This window comes from Pseudomonas sp. FeS53a (assembly GCF_000931385.1).
GTDB classification, from domain to species: Bacteria; Pseudomonadota; Gammaproteobacteria; order Pseudomonadales; family Pseudomonadaceae; genus Metapseudomonas; species Metapseudomonas otitidis.
The window spans coordinates 93,861-111,944 of record NZ_JYFT01000034.1 but is presented as its reverse complement, the minus strand read 5'-3'; the positions used below and the strand labels follow the sequence as shown (position 1 = coordinate 111,944).

Here is an 18,084-nt window from a genome sequence, read left to right as displayed (position 1 = left end):
TCTTTCAATCCTGGGTCGGGTACATCGGCTTGATGGGGCCGCCGATCTGGCTGTAGTTGTCCACGTCGCCGCCCATTTCGTCGTAGAGCCGCCGGGCCCAGGGATGGCCCGGGTAGCGATGCAGGTAGGGGATCAGCCAGGCGAACTTGTAGGGCGCGACCTCGTCCTGGTCGTGTGCCTGCAGCTCCGGCAGCTTCTCGGGTTCGAGCTGGCTGCGGGCGGCGAAGCTGGCCAGCAGCCACAGCGTCTGGCGCTCGTCGCCGCTGAGTGGCCGGCCGTTGGCTTCGGCGCTCTCCACCAGCAGCATCAGCGGGGCCAGGGCGTACTGGGTGTAGGTGCTGGCGAGCTTGCCGCGGGCCACTTCCAGGGGCAGGTAGGCGTAGTCGCCGCTCGTGCTCCGCTGGGCCTGGGCGAGGCCCCGCCGCAGGCTGTAGTCGGCCCAGGCGATGAAGTCTTCGCGCTCCACCAGCATCCCCACCGAGGCCACGGCCCAGCCGGCCCAGTAGTCATGGTTGTTGAAGTAGGGGAAGTCCGGAACGTGACGAGGCTGGTACTCGGCGATCACCCGTTCCGCCAGGCGCTCCAGCCAGGCCTTCTGCTCGCTGTCCAGCTCATAGCGGCCGTCACTGAGGGCACGCACCTTGAGCAGGGTGGAGCCGATGGCAGCCAGCGCCCATTTGCGTGCGGCGATGCCGGTCTTGCTGGCGTCGGGGTTTTCCAGCGCGCGGGCGTGGGCCCAGCGGCCGAGCCAGGTGTCGAGGCAGGCGAGGGCCTGGTTGGCCCGCTCGGGGCGCTTCGCCCGCTGGAACTCCTTGGAGGCGCGGATCAGCCCGCCGATGTAGCCCTTCACCTGGGCCTGGACCTTCTTGGCCTGCACGTCGGGCGTGGCGCTCAGGCGCGATTTGGTGACGTCGCTCTGGTCGTACTTGCTCTCGAACTGCAAGGCGCCCGTGTAGGGCTCGGGGGCGGGGTAGGGGCAGCCCAGGCGGCGGTAGTCACTCACCATGGCGGCCTGGGGCGTCGCCTGGTTGGCCCAGAGGGAGTTGACCGCCTGCGCCGGGCTCATGGGCAGCACCAGCAGCAGGGCGAGGGCGCAGAGCAGGTGGCGGCTCATCGACATAGCTGTATATCCACCTGGGTCGACTGGGCGATGTCCACGGTGGGCTCCATGAACACCGAAAGCAGGTTGGCGCCCTTGAACGCCTCGGCCCGGCTGAGTTCCAGGTAGTAGTGGCCACCGGTGACCACGGCCTCGCGGCGGAACCACACCTTGTCCCGGGCGCCATTGTCGTAATAGACGATCACGTAGAAGTCCTTGAGGTTGCGGTCGCTGATGCGGATGTCTAGGAAACCGTCCAGATCGCTGAGGTCGCGGCGCTGGTCGCCGGCATTGCTGAGCAGTTCGATGCGCTGGTTGACCTTCAATACGCCGGTTTTCAGCGTGTTGCGGGCCAGGGGCTCGGCGCGGCAGCCGCCCTTGATGGCGGGAATCAGTTGGCGATAGCTGAGCGGGTCTTGCAGGCGGTAGTTGGCCGGCAGCTCCCAGACGATGAGCCTGGGCGGCTTCTGTGGCGAGTAGCTGTCCGATTGCAGGTATTCCAGCAGCGCGCCGTCCTGGCCGGCGCCGGGGAGGGCGTAGTTGAGGATGTCCACGTCGAGGTACTGCTTGAGGAAACCGTCGAAGTTGAACTGCTTGCTTTCGTCCTCCCGCGCGGCCGAGTTGGAGGTGCCGACCAGCACCACTTCCGGGTCCGGGGCGTCGTCGAACAGGGCGTCGGCATCGTCGCTGACCGGGATGGTCTGGAAGCCGCGCACGTACTGGAAGCCGTAGTTGTTGCCGCAGATGCGCGAGAGCGCCAGGTTCATGGTGCCGTCCTTGGGCACCATCACGCCGGGTTCGGTCTGGTAGTGCTTCTTCGCCAGGCCGGCGTACAGCGGGTGGCGGCGGATTTCGTCGGCCACCAGGCGGGCAGTCGCCTCGGCTCCGGCCGGGGTCCAGTGGTGGTCACGGCGGAAGAAGTATTCCTTCTGCGGCGGGTGCTCCACCAGTTGCATGACGTCCGGCACGATGGCGCCGCCGGCCCGCAGCTGCCCCGCGAAGTGGCGCAGGCTGGCGCTGGCCTTGGCGTAGTCGAAGCCATAGGCGCGGTCGGGGCGGATCTTGTCCCGGTGCATCAGCCCGCGGGTGGGCTGGATGGCGATGACCACGTCGGTGCCCTGGGCCTTGAAGGTGCGCATCAGCCGGGCGAACTCGGGCTCCATGGCGGTGGGGATGCCGAAGTCGTTGGTCAGGTCGACCACGGAGCGGAACAGCCAGCGGTCCTTGCCCGGCGCGATCTCGCGCATGAGCTTCATGTTGCCCTCGGCGTACTGCTGGGGATCGGTCAGGCCGGGGCAGAGCAGGCATTCCAGGTCGCCGCAGGTGGGCGTCTCGGCAGCGAGCGCCGGGAGGCTGGCGAGGGCCAGGAACAGGGCCAATCCGTGCTGCAAGGTCTTCTTCATGGTCGAGGCGGGTTCATCCGTTGTTGAGGTGGGCGCCCGTGGGGCCGGGCGCCGATCCCTGTCGTCGCATCACTCGGTGGGGTCGACGCTGTTGGCCAGGCTGAGGGTGCGGTAGCCGCCGGCCTGGGGCAGCAGCACGTAGCTGTAGGAGCGGCCCTTCTTCAGGAAGAGTTCGTCGAACTGCGCCAGGCTCTGTTCGCCGGCGTAGGCGGCGAAGCCGATCTTGATCTCGTTCACCATGCGGCTGCCGGTCTGGTTCTTGCCCAGTGCCTGGACGATGTCGTGCTTGCCGTCGCGGGTCTTCAGCGCCACGTCCTGGCCGGTGAGGTTGTAGAAGGCCACCTGGGCTTTCTTCGGCTCGTTGACGAAAGCGTCGGCGATGACGATCAGCTCGCTGCCGGTGTAGAGCAGGGTGGTGGCGGTGTTGGCCTTCAGCTCGGGCTCGACGGCCAGAGTGCCGGTGGCAATGCGGTGCTTGCCCTGGGGCACGAAGCGGTAGCCGCCGATCTGCCCGGCCGGCACTTTCTGCGGGTTGACCTTGCCGCTCAGGGTCACGTCGATGCCCTTGTCGGAGAGGTTGAGCACCCGCACGAAGGCGGAGTCGGCCGGGGCGACGGCGTCGTAGAGGTCGGCATTGGCATCCTTGGCGGCCTGGGCCGGCAGGTGGATGGCCAACAGCAGCGCCAGTGCGCTCAGCAGACGGAGTGTGATTCGCATGAGGGGTCTCCTTGGTCGTCGAATCAGAAGTGGCTGGGCTGCTCGGCGCGGGCGCGCGCGGCAACCATGTTCTGGGCGAGCACGGTGCGCACCGGGAATTCCCAGATCACCGTATCGAGGCCGGGGTCGGCCAGTTGCGGACCTTGCAGCAGCAGTTCCATGGCCTGGAAGGGGCCACGGGCTTCCTGGGCCAGGGTCACCAGGTCGCTGCGCAGGTATTCCTTCATGAAGCCGACGAAGTTCCAGTCGTCGATCTTGCTGTAGCTGGTGCCCACCAGCAGCAGCGGGCTGCCTTCGTCGTCGAACAGCGCCGCATCGCTGACCGTCTGTTCGGCCTTGAGGGTCTCGAACAGGTGCAGGTCGACCGGGGCGAAATCCGTGGCGGCCAGGCCGGTGTCGAACTGCACGTAGTTCATCAGGTCACCCTTGTGCGGCTTGCTGCCCACCTGCTGCGAGCGGTAGGCCGTGGTGCCGACCAGGGCGGGGTTGCCCCGGGCGAAGGTGGCCGCTGCGAGGCGTGCGCCTTCGGGGCTCCAGTGGGTGTCGTTGGGCAGGAACAGGGCCTGGCCGTCCCGCGCGGCGAGAAAGGCGTGGCGCACCGGGGTGACGTCGACGCCTTCGGCTCTCAGCTGCTCGACGAAGCGGTCGTACAGCGCCACCGCGCGCAGGTCGGGCTGCACGCGGGCGCGGGCGGCGTAGATGTCCAGCTTCATCGGCACGGGCAGCAGCACCAGCTTCTTGCCGTGCGCCGCCAGGCGGTCGCGTACCTGGACGATGGCTTGCACCTGCTGCTGCAGGTTGGCGGGCAGGTCGCGGGTCACCAGGTATTCCTGGTTGGTGAAGAGCCAGCCGTCGCGGCCGAGCACCACGCCGCTGGTGGCTTCGCCGAAGAGCATGAAGCGGATGTCCGCCCAGGCCTGTACGGACGGCTCGCGGAGGAAGAAACGCTTGTCGTAGAACTGCTCGAACTTGCGCAGCAGCTTGCCGTCCACGAACAGCGACCAGGTGTCGGTCTGGGTCTTGCCGAAGCCGAACACGGCCGGCAGGGAGTAGAGGAACATGCCGCCCAGCAGGGCGATGAACAGCAGTCCATTCCACAGGCTGGCCGACGTGATCACGGGGAATTTCATCGGGTCCGCTCCTAGAACTGGAAATATAGGAAGGGCGAGAAGGAGTTCGCCGCCAGGCTGCTGAGGGCGACGAAGAAACCGCTCCAGAGCATCAGGGCCTGGACGCCGCCGAAGTGCTGCATGACGTAGCCGTCCTTCAGTCCGGCGTAGTAGCGAACGTTGTTGCGGCCGGCCAGCACCAGCCAGGCCAGCGCCACCAGGTTGAAGGCCATGGCCATGCGCGAGGTGCCGAGGATGTACAGGTCGAGGCTGCCGAGGCCGTTCAGGCCCAGCAGGCCGGCGTAGATGTCCAGGCTGTGGCGCAGGTCGTTGGTGAAGAACAGCGGCATGCTGAGGAGGATGAGCACGGCCGTGCGCATGTTGCGCCAGAAGCGGTAGGGCGTCGTGATCTTGGTGGCGATGCCCAGCTGGCGCTCGATCACCATGGCCACGCCGAAGAACAGCCCCCAGAAGATGAAGGCGAAGCTGGCGCCATGCCACAGGCCCGACAGCAGCATGGTGAGGACCAGCGCCGGCATCGGCCCGGCCACGCGCTTGCGCACCAGCGGCATGAACACGTAGTCCCGCAGGTAGTGGGCCAGCGTCATGTGCCAGCGCTGCCAGAACTCGGTGACGCTCTGGGCCACGAAGGGCTGGTTGAAGTTCTCCGGGAAGCGGAAGCCCATCATCAGCGCCAGGCCGATGGCCATGTTGCTGTAGCCGGCGAAGTCGAAGTAGAGCTGGAAGCAGGCCGCCAGCAGGCCGAACCAGCTCTCCACCAGTTGCAGCTCGCCCTGGGCGATGAACAGGCCGCTGACCGGCGCCAGGTTGTCGGCGATCAGCACCTTCATGATGAAACCGACCATGAAGCGCCCCACGCCGATGGAGAACAGCTCCAGGGAGTGGGTGCGCTGGCGCAGCTGCGGTGCCAGCTGGCTGTAGCGCAGGATGGGCCCGGCCACCAGGTGCGGGAAGAGGGCGACGAAGGCGGCGAAGTCGATGAAGTTGCGCGTCGGCTCGGCGTCCTTGCGGTAGATGTCGATGATGTAGCTCAGGGCATGGAACACATAGAAGGAGATGCCCAGCGGCAGCAGGATGTGCTCCAGGGTGAAGGTGTTGATGCCCAGCGGGGCCAGCAGCGCCGCCAGCACCTCGGCACCGAAGTTGGCGTACTTGAAGTAGCCGAGGGTGGCGAGGTTGCCAATCACCCCAAGCCACAGCAGGCGGCTGGCAGCCTGGCGGTTGCCGGCCTCCTGCTGTTGCCTGATGCGCAGGCCGAACCAGAAGTTCCAGTAGGTGATGCCGACGAACAGCAGCAGGAAGTCCGGCCGCCACCAGGCATAGAACAGGTAGCTGGCGGCGACGATGACGCTGGAGCGCCACGCCGGCCGGGCGAGGAAGTACACCAGCAGGAAGACCGGCAGGTAGAGGAACAGGAAGACGTTGGAGGCGAAGATCATCGGATGCTCCCTCAGTAGCGCATGACGAGGCCGAAGGAGATCTGGAAGTCGTCGCCGCTCTCCAGGGCGTCGCCGGCCCGGAGGTAGCTGGCGCTGACCAGCGCGTTCAGGTCGAGGTGCTTGCCCTCGTAGGCGAGCGGGAACATCTTCCAGTAGTAGTTCAGGTCCAGCACCTGGCCGACGTCGCGCTGGCCGTTGCCGCGCCCGGCGCGGATCGCCTGGCGGCGGTCGCGGGCCTGCTGCTGGTCGACGCGCACCGGCAGGTCGCCGTCGGCATCGCGCAGGTAGAGGTCGCTCAGGCGGATGTCCAGCGAGCTGCGGGCCGTGGGCCGGGTTTCCAGGGCCACGCCGTAGTACTTCAGGTTGCGCATGTTCAGGGCCACGAAGGAGCTGACCAGGCGGGTGCTGTAGCTGGACGGGTTGACGATGCGGTCGGACTGGATGCGGTTCAGGCGGAAGCCGTCGGCCTCGTTGTCCGGGGCGTCGGTCAGGCCCGCGCGCAGGGCGATCCGGGGTTCCCAGGGCGCGTCGTGAAAGCGCTTGCCGACCTCGCCCAGCATCAGCCAGCCACGGCTGTCGCCCCGCTCGCTGACGCCGTCGGCGTCGGTGGTGCGGGTGCGCCCCCGGAGGCGCACCGCTTCCAGGTGGTAGTCGCTGAACAGCGGGCTGACGCGCAGGTCGTCGCCGCTGAAGAACAGCCCGGCGCGGGTGCCGGTGAAGTCCTGGGCGTCGTCGGGGTCGGCGTTGCTCCGGTCGTTCTCGTGGAGCACGCGGGCGCCGACCCAGTTGCGCTCGCTCCAGCGCCAGGCGTACTCGCCCATGGCGTAGCGCGTGTTCTCCTCGGTGGGGTCGAGGCTGTTGACGTCGGTGTTGTAGTTCCAGAACTTCTGCGCCACGGCGACGAAGCCATGGGAGAAGGCATCGCGGTAATCGAAGCGCAGCGATTCGATGCTGTCGTCCCACCAGATGCCGTAGGTGTCGTAGAAGCGCTGCCGCCCGGCGGAGAAGGAGAAGCGCGGGTCGTCCCCCAGCAGGTTGCGGCGCACATAGAGTTCGCGCAGTTCGCTGTAGAAGTGCTCCGGGCGTTCGTTGCGGGTGCTCTGCTGGAAGTTGTCGTCCTGCAGCGGCGTGGCGGACTGGCTGGAGTCGTAGTTGATCCAGGCGCGGCCGAAGACTTCCCACCTGGCCCAGCGTTTCTCCGGGGAATACCAGTGGTAGCTCGGCTCGTAGCGCAGGCTGTAGAAGCCCTTGCGGTCCGCGCCCAGCACCGAGTCCTCGGGGCCGTAGCCGCCCTGCAGGGTGAGCTTGTTGAAGAACTCCGAGGTCACCGGGGGCAGGGTGTCCAGCGACAGCGCAGCCGGCTCGGCGGGTGTCGCGGCCGGGCCGAAGGCGTACTCTTCGGCGGCCGCGACCGCGCCGCTGACCGTCACGGCACCGATGCACAGCAGTGCCTTCCACTCGTTCACAGGCGGTACTCCTTGTAGATCGCGTCACGGGCGAGGGTGGCCCGCTGCAGCTCGTCGCTGCTCATTTCCTTTTCCAGGCGCTTCAGCAGGCCATTGGCGCGGAATTCGCCCAGGCCCTTGGCGGCCTCGGCGTAGGCGTGGGCCTTGACCTTGTCGTGGCAGATGGCGCGGCCGAAGTTGTAGAGGCTGGCGATGCGGTAGTAGGCCGAGGGCGAGCCGTTGAGCGCCTGCTGGTGGAAGATCGCCAGGGCCTTGTCCAGGTCCGGCTCGTCGAGGCCGCCTCGGCTGTAGAGGTCCCCCAGCAGCAGCTGGGCTTCGGGGTAGTTGGCGTCGAGCAGTTCCTGGATCAGCCCATGGGCCTTCTCCGGGTCGAGGGTCAGCCAGTTGGTGACCATCAGCACCGAGGCCTTGAGGGCCTTGGCCCGCAGCGGGTCGGTGCGGGCAATGCGCTCGATCAGGGCGAAGGCTTCGTCGGCGGTGAAGTCCTGGGGGGAGGAGGTCATGTTGTTGACCTTGCTCACCATGGCCGGCACCCAGTTGCGCTCGATGGCGTTGTCCAGCCAGGCGCGGACTTCGGCATTGGTCTGCGCCAGCAGTTTGGCCTGGCTTTCCGCGCGGGCCTTGTCGGCGGCGCTGGCCTCGGCCTTGGCGTCGCCTTCCAGGCCTGCGTCGGCCTCCCGCAGGGCGCGGTTCTCGATGGCGATGAGGCCGCTCTGGGTGGAGTAGATGCTGTCCAGCAGGGTGCCGATGCGGTGCACCGCTTCCACGGGCAGGCGGTCCTTGTGCTCGAACAGGGTCTTGGCGAAGGCGGGGAAGGCGGTGTCCTGCGCGTCGCCGAGGAAGTCGTAGTAGCGCAGCACGGCGCGGGTGTCGACGAACACCGCCGCGCGGTAGCCGCGCTCGGCGTCGTCGCGGCGGCCCTGGCGCTCGGCGAGCACGGCCTTGTACAGCTGCGGCCGGCAGAACTCCAGGCAGGACGACTCGTAGAGGCCGATCAGCTCGGCCACGCGGGGCGCCTGGAAGTACTCGGGGAAGACCAGGAAGATCTCCAGGGCGGCATCCAGGGTGCGCGGGTCGCGGGCATGGGGGAACCGGCCCAGCGCATCGCGCACGTAGCCGGCATTGGCCTTGCGCATGCGCGGGTTGCGCTCCAGCAGGCGGCTCAGCGAAGACAGCGCGAGCACCTCGCCACGGCCTTCGGCGAAGGCCTCCTTGTACAGCGCGAGGGCTTTTTCGCCGTTGGCGGCATCACCGGCGGCGAGGCGGTCCCCCAGCAGCAGCTTGGAGGCCAGGTCGCCGCGCTCGGCGAGGCTGCGCAGGTCGGCGATGACGTCGGCGTTCGGGTCCTTGTAGAGGGCGTAGCGGATCTGTTCGAGGCTCTGGACGGCACCGGCCGGACCGGCGCAGCCCAGCAGCATCGCTGCGACCAGGACTGTGGATTTCCCCTTCATCGTCTGGCCTCAGCGGGTGGCGCCCAGCAACGGCAGGCCGAGGTAGAAGTCCACCGCCACCGGTTGCTGGTAGGCCTCGCGGGGCAGGGGCTGCTCGGGCTTGAGGGTCAGCACCACGCTCTGGGTCTGGGCGTCGACGCTGGAGGCGACGATCTCCCCGGCGATCACCTGGTCGCTGCCGTACACGCTCATGTCCACTGCGCGCACGCGGTTCATATCGGGCAGCTTGGCGAAGGGCACGCTGGCGCGCACCACCAGGTCCTCGTCCTTCGGCAGCAGGTGCACCAGGGGGGCCTGCTTGTAGTTGAAGCCGTCCAGGCGGCGGCTGGGGAAGTACAGGTCGCAGTCGCAGGGGCTGTTGATCAGGGTCTCCACGGTGGCGCGATTGAGCAGGGCCTGGACATCGCCGGGGGCGAGGTTGGAGAGGGCGGCCATGTCCGCCGGGCTGGTGAAGCTGGTGGCCAGCTGGGTGGAGATGCTGGCCAGCGGCTCGCCGGTGGTGACCGAGCGCTGGCCGGGCTTGAGCAGGTACTTGACGTAGCCGTTCTCCGGCATGGTGAGCATGTAGGCGTCGGCGCTCACCGTGGCCTGTGCGGCGGGGATGCGGAAGAACAGCAGGTAGGCCTTGTAGCTGACGATGCCCAGGGCGGCGAGGCCGATGAGGCTGAAGGCGAGGGTGCCGGCAGCGGCCTTGAGGCGGTCCAGCGGGGTGCGCGCGAGGGCGTGTTTCTGCTTGCGCTCCTTGATGTAGTTCTCGCGCTGCATGACGTTGAACAGCCCGTTGATGTCGGCGATCTCGCCGGACATGTAGGACGAGATGATGTAGCGCAGGATGTCGCGCTTCTGCGCGTCCAGCTCGACGAACTGCGCGCCGACCTCGTTGCCGCGCTGGGAGACGATCTTCAGCTTGGCGTCGATGTTCAGGTCCAGCTTGGCCAGGCGCAGCTTGATGGAGGCGTTCATCAGGGTGCCGAGCTTGAGCGGCTGGGCATGGATGAGGCCGATGCCGCCGAGGGAGATGTCCTGGATGTCGCATTCCAGGCCGGTGAGGCCGCCGCCGCTGAGGATGACCTTGGCGGGAATGCGGGTGCGCACGTGCTGGCGCTCGTCGATGGCTTCGTGGATGACGTTTTCGGGTACGAGGGTCGTGCTGCTCATGGCTGTCGCGCCTGCTTAGATTTGAGTGAGTTCGAGGAGCACCGAAACGACGCCCAGGAAGATCGCGATGGAGGAAAACATCATGGCCTTGGAGGACCAGCGGTTGAGCCGGACGTCGAAGCTGACGCCACGGTTGCTCAGGGTGGTCTTCTGGCGGGTCCAGCTCTGCTGGTCCATATGGAAGAGGGCGTACACCTTCATGATCGAACCCACGATCTGGTTGTAATAGAGAACGAACGGATACAGGGCATCCACCGGGTGGCCGCTGAAGTGGAACAGCAGCGTCACCAGCGTCCGCGACAGCAGCACCCAGAACAGGTACACCAGCAGGTACTGCACGCCGAACAGCAGGGCGGCGGCCACCGAGGCGGTGAGGCCCATCAGGCAGGTCCACATGGACAGGCGCTGGTCGTAGAGCACGTACAGGGTGAAGGCCCCCAGGCGCTCCCAGCCCAGCAGGCTGGTGGCGCGGAAGTTCTGCCGCAGCGAGTTGCCGTACCAGCGGAACATCAGCTGGCGCGTCGCGCGGAAGAAGTTGCTGTCCGGCGGATGCTCCACGGTTAGGGTGTGGCTGTCGGGGACGTAGAAGGTGTCCCAGCCGGCGCGCATCAGGCTGAACCAGGAGGACTTGTCGTCGCCGGTGAGGAACTGGAAGCGCCCCAGGCGCCAGTGTTCGAGGAAGTCCGCCTCGACGTCGCGGATGAACTCCGGGTCGGTCATCACGCTGGCGCGGAAGAACGACAGCCGGCCGGTGAGGGTCAGCACGCGGCGGGAGAGGGCCATGGAGCACATGTTGATGTGCCGCTGGACGAAGCGCATGGTGTGCCACTCCTTGACCAGCTTGCCGCCCTCCACCTCGCAGTATTCGTTGGTGGTCAGGCCGCCGACGCTGGGCAGCAGGGCGAACATCTTCACTGCCCGCTCGACGCAGCCGGGCAGCATGATGGTGTCGCCGTCCACAACGCCCACCACCGAGTTCTGCAGCGGCATCTGCCGCGACAGCGCACGGAAGGCGTGGGCCAGGCCATCGCGCTTACCGGTGCCGCGGGCACGCACGATGATCAGCCTGATGTCGCTGCGCTCGCGCACCTCGTCCCGCATGATCGCCTTGATGAAGTTCTCGTCGCCCTTCTCGACGATGGAGGCGATCACCGTGCAGGGCACGCCCAGGCGCTGCACCTCCTGGAACACCGAGCGGTAGACCTTGAAGGTGGTGGTGGTGGGAATGCGGAAGCTGGTCACCACCATGAACAGGTGGTCCGGCAGCGCCTCGTCACCCATCGCCTCGACCTGCTTGCGCATGCGCGGGAACTTCCAGTGCAGGAAGTACATCCCCCTCAGGAAGTGGATGGCCGCGTTGCTGTAACGCCAGATGCCGATGGCCCCGATGATGAAGATGAACTTGTGGTGGGCCGGGTCCAGGTACTCCGGGGCCACCATCTCCGAGGCCAGGGCGACCAGCGCGAACAGGCACGTCCAACCGATCAGCTTGCGCAGGCGTCCGCAGGACGCGGCGTCTGAAGCGTGCATCCAGTACTACTCCATTCGTTCGATACGACTTCCATTGGCACGCGCGCCGCTTGGCATCCGTGCCTCCCCGCAACGGGGCCGCGACGGCCCCGCTGCGCTCAGTCCATCAGTTCCGGTGTGCGCCCGTAGACGTCGTCCAGGCGCTTGATGTCGTCCTCGCCCAGGTAGCTGCCGGACTGCACCTCGATCAGCTCCAGGGGGATCTTCCCGGGGTTGGTCAGGCGGTGGACCGAGGCCACCGGGATGTAGGTCGACTGGTTCTCGCTGAGCACGAACTGCCTGTCGTCACAGGTGACGAAGGCCGTGCCGGACACCACGATCCAGTGCTCCGCGCGGTGGTGGTGCATCTGCAGCGAGAGGCTGGCGCCCGGTTTCACGGTGATGCGCTTGACCTGGAAGCGCGTGCCCTCGTCGATGCTGTCGTAGGCGCCCCAGGGACGGTGCACCCGGCTGTGGCTCTCGGCCTCGGGGCGGGACTCCTCCGCCAGGTGCCCGACCAGTTGCTTGATCTCCTGCACGCGGTCCTTGTGGGCGACCATCACGGCGTCCTTGGTCTCCACCACCACCACGTCGTCCAGGCCGACCAGGGTGACCAGCTTGTGTTCGCTGTGGACCAGGCTGTTGCGGCTGTTCTGCAGCACGACGTTGCCGCGCGTGACATTGCCGGCGGCGTCCTTGCGCTGGATCTCCCAGAGCGAGGACCAGGAGCCGACGTCGCTCCAACCGGCGTCCAGGGGCACCACGCAAGCGTGCCGGGTGTGCTCCATCACGGCGTAGTCGATGGAGTCGTCGGGGCAGTGCTCGAAGCTCGCCGGGTCGATGCGGAGGAAGCCGAGGTCCTGCTCGCTGCGCGCCAGGGCTGCCTTGCAGGTCTCGTAGATGCCGGGCTCGTGCTGCTTGAGCTCCTCCAGGTAGCGGCTGGCGCGGAACAGGAACATGCCGCTGTTCCAGAAGTGATTGCCCGCCTCGACGAAGCGCCGGGCCGTGGCCAGGTCGGGCTTCTCGACGAAGCGCTCCACCGGCAGCACGCCCTCGGGCAAGCCATTGCCGTGGGAGGCGGTGCGGATGTAGCCGTACCCCGTCTCCGGGCTGGTGGCCGGCACGCCGAAGAGCACCAGGGCGCCTTGCTCCGCCGCCAGTCGGGCGCGTGCCAGGGCACTGTGGAAGGTCTGGACGTCGTCGATGACGTGGTCGGCCGGCAGCACCAGCAGCAGTTCGTCACGCCCGGCTTCGAGCAGCGTCAGGGCGGCGATGGCCACGGCCGGCGCGGTGTTGCGGCCGAAGGGCTCCAGCAGGATGGACTGGGCCTTCCTGCGGATGCCGGCCAACTGGTCGGTGACGATGAAGCGGTGGGCTTCGTTGCAGACCACCATCGGCGGCTCGAGCCCTTCGAGGGCCAGGCGCTCCACGGTCTGCTGGAACAGGGTGTTCTCGCCGACCAGGGCAAGAAACTGTTTCGGGTACTGCTTGCGCGATAGCGGCCAGAGGCGCGAGCCACTGCCGCCGGACAAGATGAGCGGAATCATGCCGTCTCTCCCGGGCGTTCAAGAGTCAGTTCACTGGGCGTTCAACGTCGTGTTGCCTGGCGACGGCGTGCTTCTCGGTGGGGCCGGTGGTGGCCCCGTGGCAGCCTGTCGCGTCACGCCGCAGCGGTGGTACGCACCGCTGCGGCAGGGGTCACCAGCAGATGCCTTCCTTGCCCTGGCCGCTGGGGGTCTGCATGAAACCCACCAGGTCCAGGACCTGCTTGTCGGGTGCAACGGATGCCAGGACTTCACCGAACTGGCGGTCGTTGTTGCCGAGGATGATGACGTCGGAGTCGTCCAGCACTTCGTTCAGGTCCTTGCGCAGCAGGGCCGACACGTGGGGGATCTTCGACTCGATGTAGTCCTTGTTGGCGCCGAACACGCGGGCGTACTCGACGTTGCGGTCGAAGATCTTCAGCTCGTAGCCCTTGCCGATGAGCATCTCGGCGAGCTCCACCAGCGGGCTCTCCCGCAGGTCGTCGCTGCCGGCCTTGAACGACAGGCCGAGCAGCCCGATCTTGCGCTTCTCGTAGGCGGTGACGAGGTCGAAGGCGCGCTCCACCTGGACCTTGTTGCTGCGCATGACCGAGGCGAGCATCGGGTGTTCGACGTCCAGGGTGCCGGCGCGGTAGGTCAGGGCGCGCACGTCCTTGGGCAGGCAGGAGCCGCCGAAGGCGAAGCCCGGGCGCAGGTAGTAACGGGACAGGTTGAGCTTGTGGTCCTGGCAGACCACGTCCATCACCTCGCGCCCATCGACGCCGCAGGCCTTGGCGATGTTGCCGATCTCGTTGGCGAAGCTCACCTTGACCGCGTGCCACACGTTGCACGTGTACTTGATCATCTCCGCCACCTCCACGGGCTTGCGGATGATGGGCGCATCCAGCTCGCGGTAGAGCTCTTCGAGGAGGTCGCCGGACTCGCGATCCAGTTCGCCGATGACGGTCATGGCGGGGTAGTCGTAGTCCTGGATCGCCGTGCTCTCGCGGAGGAACTCCGGGTTGGTGGCAACGCCGAAGTCGACACCGGCACGTTTGCCGGAGCAGTCCTCGATGAGGGGGATCACCACGTTCTTCACGGTGCCCGGCAGCACGGTGCTGCGCACGACCACGGTGTGACGCGTGGACTTGCCGCGCAGCGCCTCGCCGATCTGCCGGCACACGGCTTCCAGGTAGACCAGGTCGAGGTCGCCGTTGCGCTTGCTCGGGGTTCCCACGCAGATGAACGACATGTCGGTGGCCATGATGGCTTCCCGCACATCGGTGGTCCCGCGCAACAAGCCCGCATCGACCCCCTTGCGCAACAGTTCTTCGAGACCCGGTTCGACGATGGGTGACTTTCCTGTGTTGATCAGATCGATCTTTTGTCGGGAAACATCAACTCCTACAACTTCATGTCCCCGGGAAGATAAACAGGCCGAACAGACTGCGCCTACATAACCGAGACCAAAAATGCTGATCTGCATATATCCCTCTGCACAATAAAAGAATCGCCACCCCTCCATGGAGGACTGCTGTCATTTGTAGTTTTTATCTGACACTTCTGGAGGATGTTTCACTGGCTGAATTAAGCACCTTCTTCCAGACTAAGAGGAATTAATTGCAGTATTCAACACTTGGTCGAAAAAAATTTATTTCCCTTTTAAATCAACAACTTAAAAATCGCATTTTACATGGCGTCAAAAATCCTACGCAAACTCGCCTAATTTTTGGCGTCAATAAAATATCTATTTTATAGCGCGACTCGCTATAAAAAACTGTGTTTCAGAGTAGGAAAATTCCAGGTGTGAGCGGTACTTTTAAATTGGCTGGATTGTTTGTTTTAGTTGTTTTGATGCGCACTTTTTAAATTGGAAATTTTGTTATTCGGAGCGCGCTTTATTGTTGTTTAAGTTGTTCTCAAGTAGATGCAGAGGCGCGTGAGGGCTGTCGACTGCATGTTCTACAGGGCGTGTCCGTTGAACGGTCCTGCCTAATTTCCATGTCGTCCGCCGCGTTTCATCAGGGACAGTCAATCACTCGCGAGCCTCACCATGTCCCGACAGCATCCCCTGTCGAGCCTGCCCCTGCCTGGGGGGCGGCGCCTCGACGTCGACGAATCCCAAGACCGCCTGCACCTGTTTCTGGATGGCCAGCCCCTCCTGGAGCTGGCCGCCCAGCCCGGCGAGCAGCCGCTGCTCAAACCCCTGCAGCCTGCGCTGCCCGATGCCGATGCGCTGGGGTTGGCGAGCTACCTGTGGCTTGCCCGTGAGCCTGGGTGCCAGGCGTTGCGCTGGCAGTTGAGCGTCGCCCCGGCAGAGGCGCTGGCGGAAGGCTGGCTGGTGCCGGCGCAGGAGCCTGGCGTGTTCGTGTGCGAGCGTGGGGTGTTCTGGCAGCGGCCGGCGCCCTGGGTGCAGGCGCAGCCGGCATACCCGGAGCGGTTGGTGATGAGCGAAGGGCGGCGCCACCCACGCCGGCCGCCCAAACCGAGTGGCGAGGTGTATCGGCGTTTCGACGCGCGGCTGGGGGCCTGGTTCTCCCTGCGCACGCTGGACATCGAGACCGATCTGGAGCGCTTCAACCGCTGGCAGAACTCACCCCGGGTGCTGGCGTTCTGGCAGGAGGGCGGCAGCCTCGACCATCACCGTGCCTACCTGCAGCGCCTGGCCGACGATCCGCACACCCTGACCCTGGTGGGCTGCTTCGACGACGAGCCGTTCGCCTACTTCGAGGCCTACTGGGCCAAGGAGGATCGCATCGCACCGTTCTATGCCGTGGACGACTACGACCGGGGCATCCACATGCTGGTGGGGGAGGAGCACCATCGCGGGCCGCACAAGGTGGCCGCCTGGCTGGCGGGGCTGACCCACTACCTGTTCCTCGACGACCCGCGCACCCGCCGCGTGGTGGCCGAGCCACGCGCCGACAACGCGCGGATGATCGGCCACATGCAGGGCCTGGGGTTCTGCCGCGAGAAGGAGTTCGACTTCCCCCACAAGCGCGCCGCCCTCATGGCCATCAGCCGCGAGCGCTTCTTCGACCGCTGCACGCTGGCCTGAGCCGCACCCGGGCTGAAGCCCGGGCTACAGCGTGGCGCTATCCGTAGCCCGGACTTCAGTCCGGGAATCCCCTCGATGCAGAGCCTGGGTATAAGCCCAGGCGACGGGGTGCGGGTTGGCGGGAAGGAGCGGGGCAGGGAAGCCCCGCGTCAGGCGGGAGGGTCAGGCGATGCGTTCGGGTTGTGCGGCGTCGTTCTGTGCGCGGGTCACCTTGCGGCAATGCACCAGGGCGTCGCGGATCATGAAGTTGACCAGGGTCGGCGAGACGCCTAGCTCCTTGGCGATGTCCTTCTGCGGCACGCCGTGCAGGCGGTACATCTCGAAGGCATAGCGGGTGCGGGCCGGCAGCTCGCCGAGGGCATCGGCGATGTGTTCCAGGGTGGCGTAGTTGATGTGCGAAGCCTCGGGCGAGGCGCCTTGCATCACCACCACGTTGAGGCCTTCTTCCTCGGTGCCGGCATAGCGCTGCTCCAGGGCCTGCTTGCGGTAGTGGTCGATGGCCAGGTTGCGCACGATCTGGAACAGGTAGCTGAGCTGGGCCTTGATCGAACTGGTGATCCTCGGCGCCGACTGGAGGCGGAAGAAGGCGTCCTGCACCACGTCTTCGGCCCGGGTCCGGCAGCCGGTCACCCGCATCGCGATCTTCACCAGGATGGAGCGATTGTCGATGAAGACCTGCAGAAGTGGGGAATCAAGCCGGCTTGTTGAGAGTTGATCCGTCATGGAAATCACCTTGCGCATGGGTAGGCATAGGGCCCGGTTACCTGTGGGCTCCCGTTCAGCGGGGTAACAAATTATGACCAATGATAATCATTGTCAAATGCGATAGATAAGCAATTCATATCGAAACGAAGCAGATCACACCGAGGTTTCCAGCGTGTTGCGGGGCCATGACGGAACCGGGACGGCGGTTGTGAAAAAAGAATGTGCGCAGGGGCTTGAGGAGTAGGAAGGGCTGTAGGACTGGCCTACAGGAGCCGGCCCCTCACCGTGACGGCTGGCGACGCCTCGCCGGGGCCGGAGGACCCACCCCGGATCGCTAATTATTCCCGTTCGCCATCCGTACTCCTCAGTGCAAGCACGGGCAGGTCGCCCGGCCCAACCCGCATGAGGAGACAGACATGGTGTTCGATCGTGATGACGTGGTGTTCCAGGTGGTCATCAACCACGAGGAGCAGTACTCGATCTGGCCGGACTACAAGGCCATCCCCGCCGGCTGGCGCGCTGCCGGCAAGAGCGGGCTGAAGCAGGAGTGCCTGGCGTACATCGAGGAGCACTGGACCGACATGCGCCCGCTGAGCCTGCGCAAGCAGATGGAACAGGCCGAAGGGGTGGCCTGAGGTGAGCGCGCCGATCAGCCTGCGCCTGTTCTGCCTGCCGTACTCCGGCGCCAGCGCCATGGCCTACAACCGCTGGCGGCGCATCCTGCCCGCCTGGCTGGTGGTGCAGCCGCTGGAACTGCCGGGGCGCGGCATGCGCATGGACGAGCCGCTGCACACCCGCCTCGACACGTTGGTGGCGCAGCTCGCCCGCGAGGTCGCGCCCCAGGTGCAGCAGCCCTACGCGCTGTTCGGCCACAGCCTGGGCGGGCTGCTCGCCTTCGAGCTGGCCCACGCCCTGCGCGAGATGGGGCTGCCCGAGCCCCTGGCGCTGTTCCCCTCGGCCACCGCCGGCCCGGCCCGGCGCAACGTCGATGACTACCGCGACGCCAAGAGCGACGCCGAGCTGATCGCCAGGCTGCGCAGCCTCCAGGGCACCCCCGAGGAGGCGCTGGCCAACGAGGAGCTGTTGCGCCTGACGCTGCCCATCCTGCGCGCCGACTTCCTCGTTGCCGGCAGCTACGCCTACCGCCGGCGCGAGCCGTTGCAGGCGCCCATCCACGTGCTCGGCGGCAAGGCCGACGAGCTGCGCGTGGACCAGCTGCTGGACTGGCAGGACGAGACCGCCACCGGCTTCTCCCTCGACCTGTTCGAGGGGCACCACTTCTTCCTCCAGCAACAGGAAGCCGCCGTGCTGCGCACCCTCAAGCGCTATGCCGAGCAGCACCTGCTGCGCCTGCGCGCCCGCACGTCGCGCCAGGTTCCGCTGGCGGCCGGCTGAGCCGCCCGGCGCGGCCGTCGTGCCGGGCGCG

15 protein-coding genes are annotated in these 18,084 nt (G+C 66.3%); 3 read left to right on the top strand and 12 right to left on the bottom strand.

The genetic code is table 11. The features are described from left to right. Positions 1–4: 4 nt before the first annotated feature. The 11 genes from SZ55_RS09630 to SZ55_RS09580 form a co-directional block, all read right to left on the bottom strand. Positions 5–1,120, bottom strand: a complete 1,116-nt coding sequence (locus SZ55_RS09630; protein WP_044404779.1) for a polysaccharide lyase — start codon at positions 1,118–1,120, stop codon at positions 5–7. Next, on the bottom strand, positions 1,111–2,502 hold the full coding sequence (locus SZ55_RS09625) for an alginate O-acetyltransferase AlgX-related protein (protein ID WP_044404776.1): 1,392 nt from the start codon (positions 2,500–2,502) through the stop codon (positions 1,111–1,113). Before SZ55_RS09625 ends, SZ55_RS09630 begins: the two co-directional genes overlap by 10 nt. Before the next feature lie 69 nt (positions 2,503–2,571). Beyond that, complete coding sequence (locus SZ55_RS09620; RefSeq protein WP_044404773.1) at positions 2,572–3,219, bottom strand: alginate O-acetyltransferase AlgF; 648 nt, start codon at positions 3,217–3,219, stop codon at positions 2,572–2,574. A 23-nt stretch (positions 3,220–3,242) separates the two neighbouring features. After that, positions 3,243–4,349: an alginate O-acetyltransferase AlgX-related protein gene (locus SZ55_RS09615; protein ID WP_044404770.1), complete on the bottom strand. Its 1,107-nt coding sequence runs from the start codon at positions 4,347–4,349 to the stop codon at positions 3,243–3,245. Positions 4,350–4,360: 11 nt separating this feature from the next. Then, positions 4,361–5,788: an MBOAT family O-acyltransferase gene (locus tag SZ55_RS09610; RefSeq protein ID WP_044404767.1), complete on the bottom strand. Its 1,428-nt coding sequence runs from the start codon at positions 5,786–5,788 to the stop codon at positions 4,361–4,363. Positions 5,789–5,799: 11 nt separating this feature from the next. Next, a complete protein-coding gene (locus SZ55_RS09605; RefSeq protein ID WP_044404764.1) occupies positions 5,800–7,254 on the bottom strand; it encodes an alginate biosynthesis protein AlgE in 1,455 nt (484 codons plus the stop codon). Further along, positions 7,251–8,672 carry a sel1 repeat family protein gene (locus tag SZ55_RS09600; RefSeq protein WP_082078193.1) on the bottom strand — a complete coding sequence of 474 codons (1,422 nt, stop codon included), beginning with the start codon at positions 8,670–8,672 and terminating at the stop codon, positions 7,251–7,253. The genes SZ55_RS09605 and SZ55_RS09600 overlap by 4 nt, the downstream gene beginning before the upstream one ends. A 42-nt stretch (positions 8,673–8,714) precedes the next feature. Continuing rightward, positions 8,715–9,863 (bottom strand): PilZ domain-containing protein, encoded by a 1,149-nt coding sequence (locus tag SZ55_RS28795; protein ID WP_044404758.1) that lies wholly within the window; start codon positions 9,861–9,863, stop codon positions 8,715–8,717. Positions 9,864–9,878: 15 nt separating this feature from the next. Continuing rightward, the gene (locus SZ55_RS09590; protein WP_044404755.1) at positions 9,879–11,393 is read right to left on the bottom strand and encodes a glycosyltransferase; all 1,515 of its coding nucleotides are present in this window, start codon (positions 11,391–11,393) and stop codon (positions 9,879–9,881) included. 98 nt (positions 11,394–11,491) lie between these two features. After that, the gene (locus tag SZ55_RS09585) at positions 11,492–12,919 is read right to left on the bottom strand and encodes a mannose-1-phosphate guanylyltransferase/mannose-6-phosphate isomerase (RefSeq protein ID WP_044404752.1); all 1,428 of its coding nucleotides are present in this window, start codon (positions 12,917–12,919) and stop codon (positions 11,492–11,494) included. Between the two features lie 151 nt (positions 12,920–13,070). Then, entirely contained in the window at positions 13,071–14,381 is a 1,311-nt protein-coding gene (locus SZ55_RS09580) for a nucleotide sugar dehydrogenase (protein WP_044404749.1), read from the bottom strand. Positions 14,382–14,948: 567 nt separating this feature from the next. Between SZ55_RS09580 and SZ55_RS09575 the strand changes: the two genes are divergently transcribed. Continuing rightward, on the top strand, positions 14,949–15,953 hold the full coding sequence (locus SZ55_RS09575; RefSeq protein WP_044404746.1) for a GNAT family N-acetyltransferase: 1,005 nt from the start codon (positions 14,949–14,951) through the stop codon (positions 15,951–15,953). A 162-nt stretch (positions 15,954–16,115) separates the two neighbouring features. Here SZ55_RS09575 and SZ55_RS09570 read toward each other — a convergent pair whose 3' ends face one another. Beyond that, positions 16,116–16,676 (bottom strand): RNA polymerase factor sigma-70, encoded by a 561-nt coding sequence (locus SZ55_RS09570; protein ID WP_044404844.1) that lies wholly within the window; start codon positions 16,674–16,676, stop codon positions 16,116–16,118. Between the two features lie 398 nt (positions 16,677–17,074). On the opposite strand from SZ55_RS09570, the gene SZ55_RS09565 reads away from it, so the two are divergent. Next, the gene (locus SZ55_RS09565; RefSeq protein WP_044404743.1) at positions 17,075–17,293 is read left to right on the top strand and encodes an MbtH family protein; all 219 of its coding nucleotides are present in this window, start codon (positions 17,075–17,077) and stop codon (positions 17,291–17,293) included. A gap of 1 nt (position 17,294) precedes the next feature. Continuing rightward, a complete protein-coding gene (locus SZ55_RS09560) occupies positions 17,295–18,053 on the top strand; it encodes a thioesterase II family protein (RefSeq protein WP_044404740.1) in 759 nt (252 codons plus the stop codon). The last annotated feature ends 31 nt before the right edge of the window (positions 18,054–18,084 follow it).

What these genes read in the sequence shown, in the direction of transcription:
- SZ55_RS09630 (WP_044404779.1), bottom strand. Translation starts at nt 1,120, where the DNA reads ATGTCGATGAGCCGCCACCTGCTCTGCGCCCTCGCCCTGCTGCTGGTG.
- SZ55_RS09625 (WP_044404776.1), bottom strand. Translation starts at nt 2,502, where the DNA reads ATGAAGAAGACCTTGCAGCACGGATTGGCCCTGTTCCTGGCCCTCGCC.
- SZ55_RS09620 (WP_044404773.1), bottom strand. Translation starts at nt 3,219, where the DNA reads ATGCGAATCACACTCCGTCTGCTGAGCGCACTGGCGCTGCTGTTGGCC.
- SZ55_RS09615 (WP_044404770.1), bottom strand. Translation starts at nt 4,349, where the DNA reads ATGAAATTCCCCGTGATCACGTCGGCCAGCCTGTGGAATGGACTGCTG.
- SZ55_RS09610 (WP_044404767.1), bottom strand. Translation starts at nt 5,788, where the DNA reads ATGATCTTCGCCTCCAACGTCTTCCTGTTCCTCTACCTGCCGGTCTTC.
- SZ55_RS09600 (WP_082078193.1), bottom strand. Translation starts at nt 8,672, where the DNA reads ATGCTGCTGGGCTGCGCCGGTCCGGCCGGTGCCGTCCAGAGCCTCGAA.
- SZ55_RS28795 (WP_044404758.1), bottom strand. Translation starts at nt 9,863, where the DNA reads ATGAGCAGCACGACCCTCGTACCCGAAAACGTCATCCACGAAGCCATC.
- SZ55_RS09590 (WP_044404755.1), bottom strand. Translation starts at nt 11,393, where the DNA reads ATGCACGCTTCAGACGCCGCGTCCTGCGGACGCCTGCGCAAGCTGATC.
- SZ55_RS09585 (WP_044404752.1), bottom strand. Translation starts at nt 12,919, where the DNA reads ATGATTCCGCTCATCTTGTCCGGCGGCAGTGGCTCGCGCCTCTGGCCG.
- SZ55_RS09580 (WP_044404749.1), bottom strand. Translation starts at nt 14,381, where the DNA reads ATGCAGATCAGCATTTTTGGTCTCGGTTATGTAGGCGCAGTCTGTTCG.
- SZ55_RS09575 (WP_044404746.1), top strand. Translation starts at nt 14,949, where the DNA reads ATGTCCCGACAGCATCCCCTGTCGAGCCTGCCCCTGCCTGGGGGGCGG.
- SZ55_RS09570 (WP_044404844.1), bottom strand. Translation starts at nt 16,676, where the DNA reads ATGACGGATCAACTCTCAACAAGCCGGCTTGATTCCCCACTTCTGCAG.
- SZ55_RS09565 (WP_044404743.1), top strand. Translation starts at nt 17,075, where the DNA reads ATGGTGTTCGATCGTGATGACGTGGTGTTCCAGGTGGTCATCAACCAC.